Genomic DNA, 3,557 nt, shown 5'->3' on the forward strand with positions numbered 1-3,557 from the left:
CGCCTCACCCCTCCAGCCCAGTCCCTGAACAACTCGCCCCTCGCGGCGCTCGCCGAGCACGGCCGGGGCCTGTCTTCAAGCGTCCCGGCACGTCACTGGCCGGACGGTTACGATTGCTCAGGCCCAGTCCCTGAACAGCTCGATCCTCGCAGCGCTCGCCGAGCACGGTCCGCGTCTGTCCTCAAACCTCTCGGCACGACGTCCACCGGACGGTTACCGCAGGACGGACAGCCCGGAACGTACTGGATCGAGGTCTCACAGCCCTTGCATTCGCCCGGGCTTGCCCTTCGTCTGCTCGAGAACGGCCGTCAGCGTGGGTCCGCCGACAACGCGCGCCAGCATCTGCTCCTCGAACTAAGCGGCGGCGCAGGCGTAAGGGGCCTACTGGACGTCGAAGGTCTTCCGGACCGGGGCTCCGCCGCGCTCGATTTGCAGCTCGATGCGCCGGGCGTCCCGCAGCGTGGTGAAGGCCTCCAGCGCCTTGTCGGGGCTGTCCAGGCCCAGGCCGTTGATGCGCTGGAGCACGTCTCCGTTGCGCAGCCCCAGCCGTGAGTAGAACGACTCCTCGCGGATGGAGAACAGCTTGAAGCCCACGGGGCGGCCGTCCTTGAAGGCGGGCACCACCCGGGCCTGCATCGACAGCTCGGGCAGGTGCGTGAGCGCTTCGGTGACGTCCTCGCGCGGCACGGCGTAGGTGTCCGGCCCTGTCTCCCGGATGCCGCGGCCCAGGCCCTGCGAGGCGGCACCTGGGTGGACGTTCAGCGGAGCGGGGGCCCCGTTCGCTGACCCGTCGAGGTATTCGAGCCGTCCGTCCACCAGCAGCAGGATGCGCTCCCGTTCGATGGCGAAGACCCGCGCCCCCTGGATGGTGTCACTGACCATCAGGCTGTGGGCGCTGCCGGCCGGCAGCTCATGGATGGAGGCCATGGACCACCGGGGATCCTGCGCCACCAGGGTGCCCAGCAGCCGGATGCCCAGCGTGCTCCGGCGCAGGTCCGGCGGCGGCTCCGGAGGCAACGCCACGCTGGCGGCGGACGAGAGCCCCGTCAGACTTGCCAGGCGCGTCCCATCCAGCGCCATCGCGGGAGGGCCGTTCGACGGCACCGGAGCCGCGGCCCAGGTGTCCCGGATGCCGGGCATCACGAGCGCCACGAACAGCTGGTTCACGAGCAGCGCGGCCGTCAGGGCACACGCAAAGACAAGCAGGACGAACAGGCCCTGGATGGGCCGCTGCATCTCACGGTTCAAGGTAAGGCCTCCCTGTTTGGAACAGGGAGGCCTTGAGCAAGCCGCAGGCCAGAGACCGCTCCAGAGGAAGCACGGTTGGTACTCCCCTGGCCACGGACTGTATGTCAGGGAGTGAAATGCGAAGAACGACAATCCGTCAAGCGGGTCTCCCGGCACTCTTTGGTGGCCACGACTGATAGATAAGACACAGCGGTAGGGGGGGGGCGAGCGACCGGAAACGTGTCAATGCAATAAAGTCTGCCGTTAAAATCGTCTGGAGCACGGCGGAGAGGCAGGTGTTTGGATTCGTGGGCTGCTACCTTGATCGGCGAACCGATTGGCAGGAAGTGCTGCCATTGAGCATTGGGTAGAGTATTCTAGGATGGGACTTTCGTTCGCCAAGAGCGCTGTGCAATAGATTTCAGATCACGAAGGTTGTGATTTTTGCTCTTGTTCTGGTTTTGCAATAGGCTGTTTGGTGCCTGTCTTGGTTGGGATTGGCTGCCACCTAGTCGTGCACCCAGCTGTGGAAAGCGCCTGATTGAGAAGTGTGTCAAATTCAGGCGTTAAGCCGGGAATGTGAAGTTGGAAGAGTTCGCGGCCTACGGATGAGAGTCGGACCACGGGCAACATTATTCTCAATCCTGGATCGGGATGCTCAATAGTAAGCAGCCGATCGCCCAGGCGCATTGTGTGTTTGAAGTGTGGATGCCCAGACCCGGACAGCCTGATTCCATCTCCCATTATTGCATCAATGAGCCCTAGTTCGTTCAGGAGACGGAAGCTCTGATCCGTGAATCCACGGGCGACATAGAGCGACATGAACTTGTGGATGTGATCCGTGAGCCATAGTTCATTCGGGGGGCTGTCGAACCTTGGCATTCCAGATAGGGATGGATCTGAAAATAGCAAAAATGGCATTCCCCAGTTCGTTTCGAAAGTGAATTCGCAGAGCTCTGAGAAGAGCCTTGCCTCTGCGGTGCTCATGTTGCGAAGGCAGTCAATTGTTCTGAGTGAGAATCCGCCAGGCCGAGCTACTTCGCCAGCCAGCATTCGCCCCCACAATTGCTGCATCTGTTCATTCGAAACTTCCTGCGCCACCGCAAAGAATCGATTGATCCAGTCTGAGTCTACTGGATCTCCTGAGACGTTCTCTGGAAGTGCTTTTTGCGCAGCGTCAACAACTTGCCCGAGGTTTCTTTGGCGTTTGGCCTCTTGGTGGGCGACTCGTGATGCAATTTGCGCGGGAAGACTTTTCATTGTTGCTGAAGTGAATGCCAGTCCACTCTCTGAGAGGATTTCGTGGGCTTCCGCAATGGCCTTTGCTTCCCGTCGAACAATCCAGGGGTAGGCAACGGCGCCAATTCCATCGGCAACCGTCTGAATTAGCTTTTGGACTGGTTCTGACAGTCCTGCTAGATCTTTGATTTCCATGTCCTTCCCGCCTTGTTGGTCTTGTTCAAATGTTTGTTTAGCTTGAGCGCATTGTTGCTAAGGCTATTTGAAGATCTTCGACAAGAGCCACACGACAGCGGACTCCGCGGCGCTGTTGTTCAGGTGCCGGGCCCGGCGGCCGTAGGTCTCGCTGGGCTGGGCCTTGGTGAGCTCATCCGTGTACGGCGCGGAGCCTTCCGGCGCGCAGCTTCCGCAGTACAGCCGCTCCTCCCAGACGAACCCGTAGCGCACGTTCATCCGCCGGCCACACGTCACGCAGGCGGGCTCGTCACCCACGCGCACTTTCGGCAACAGGCTCAGGCTTCGCTTGGGGTCGTACTCGTGCTCGAAGTCGGCGGCGACCGGCTGCGGCTCATCCTCGCGGGCTTCTGGCTCCGCCGCCTTCTGGAGCCGGGCCAGCTCCTCCGCGTCCAGGGCCACGCCCCGGCACTTCGTGCAGACGTCCACCGTCACGTCTCGCAGGTCCACCGCGGGCAGGGGCGCGCTGCCGCACGTGGGGCAGGTGGGGGCCTGACGCCCGCAGGACGGACAGCCCGGGACGTACTGGAGCGACGCCTCACAGCCCTTGCACCGCCCGGGCTTGCCCTTCGCCTGCTCGAAGACAGCCGTCAGCGTGGGCCCGCCGACGACGCGCGCCAGCATCTCCTCCTCGAACCAGGCGGCCCCGCAGGCACCGCACTCGTCGCGCACCAGCCCCCGGGCGTAGGTGTTGCGCATCGTCGTCTGGCAGAAGGGGCACGCCTGCATGGCACGCCCAGCCTACCGGGTCTTCCCCGGAAACGGGATGCCGCGCACCTCACCCCGCGCGGCGGCGCTTCTCCTTCTTTGGCTTGGGCTCGGGCGCCTTCGGGGCCGGCGTGGGTTCGCGCAGCTCC

3 protein-coding genes are annotated in these 3,557 nt (G+C 63.2%); all 3 read right to left on the reverse strand.

Annotated elements, in window-relative coordinates; all coding sequences use genetic code 11:
* Window positions 1-381: 381 nt before the first annotated feature.
* Window positions 382-1,248 (reverse strand): type II secretion system protein GspC, encoded by an 867-nt coding sequence (gene gspC / locus D7V80_RS40495; RefSeq protein ID WP_147447392.1) that lies wholly within the window; start codon window positions 1,246-1,248, stop codon window positions 382-384.
* A gap of 405 nt (window positions 1,249-1,653) precedes the next feature.
* Window positions 1,654-2,661 carry a DUF2806 domain-containing protein gene (locus tag D7V80_RS40500; RefSeq protein ID WP_120593096.1) on the reverse strand — a complete coding sequence of 336 codons (1,008 nt, stop codon included), beginning with the start codon at window positions 2,659-2,661 and terminating at the stop codon, window positions 1,654-1,656.
* A gap of 63 nt (window positions 2,662-2,724) precedes the next feature.
* Entirely contained in the window at window positions 2,725-3,429 is a 705-nt protein-coding gene (locus tag D7V80_RS40505) for a zf-TFIIB domain-containing protein (protein ID WP_120593097.1), read from the reverse strand.
* Between the last annotated feature and the right edge of the window lie 128 nt (window positions 3,430-3,557).

It is taken from the genome of Corallococcus sp. CA054B (assembly GCF_003611625.1).
In the GTDB taxonomy this organism is placed as follows: Bacteria; Myxococcota; Myxococcia; order Myxococcales; family Myxococcaceae; genus Corallococcus; species Corallococcus coralloides.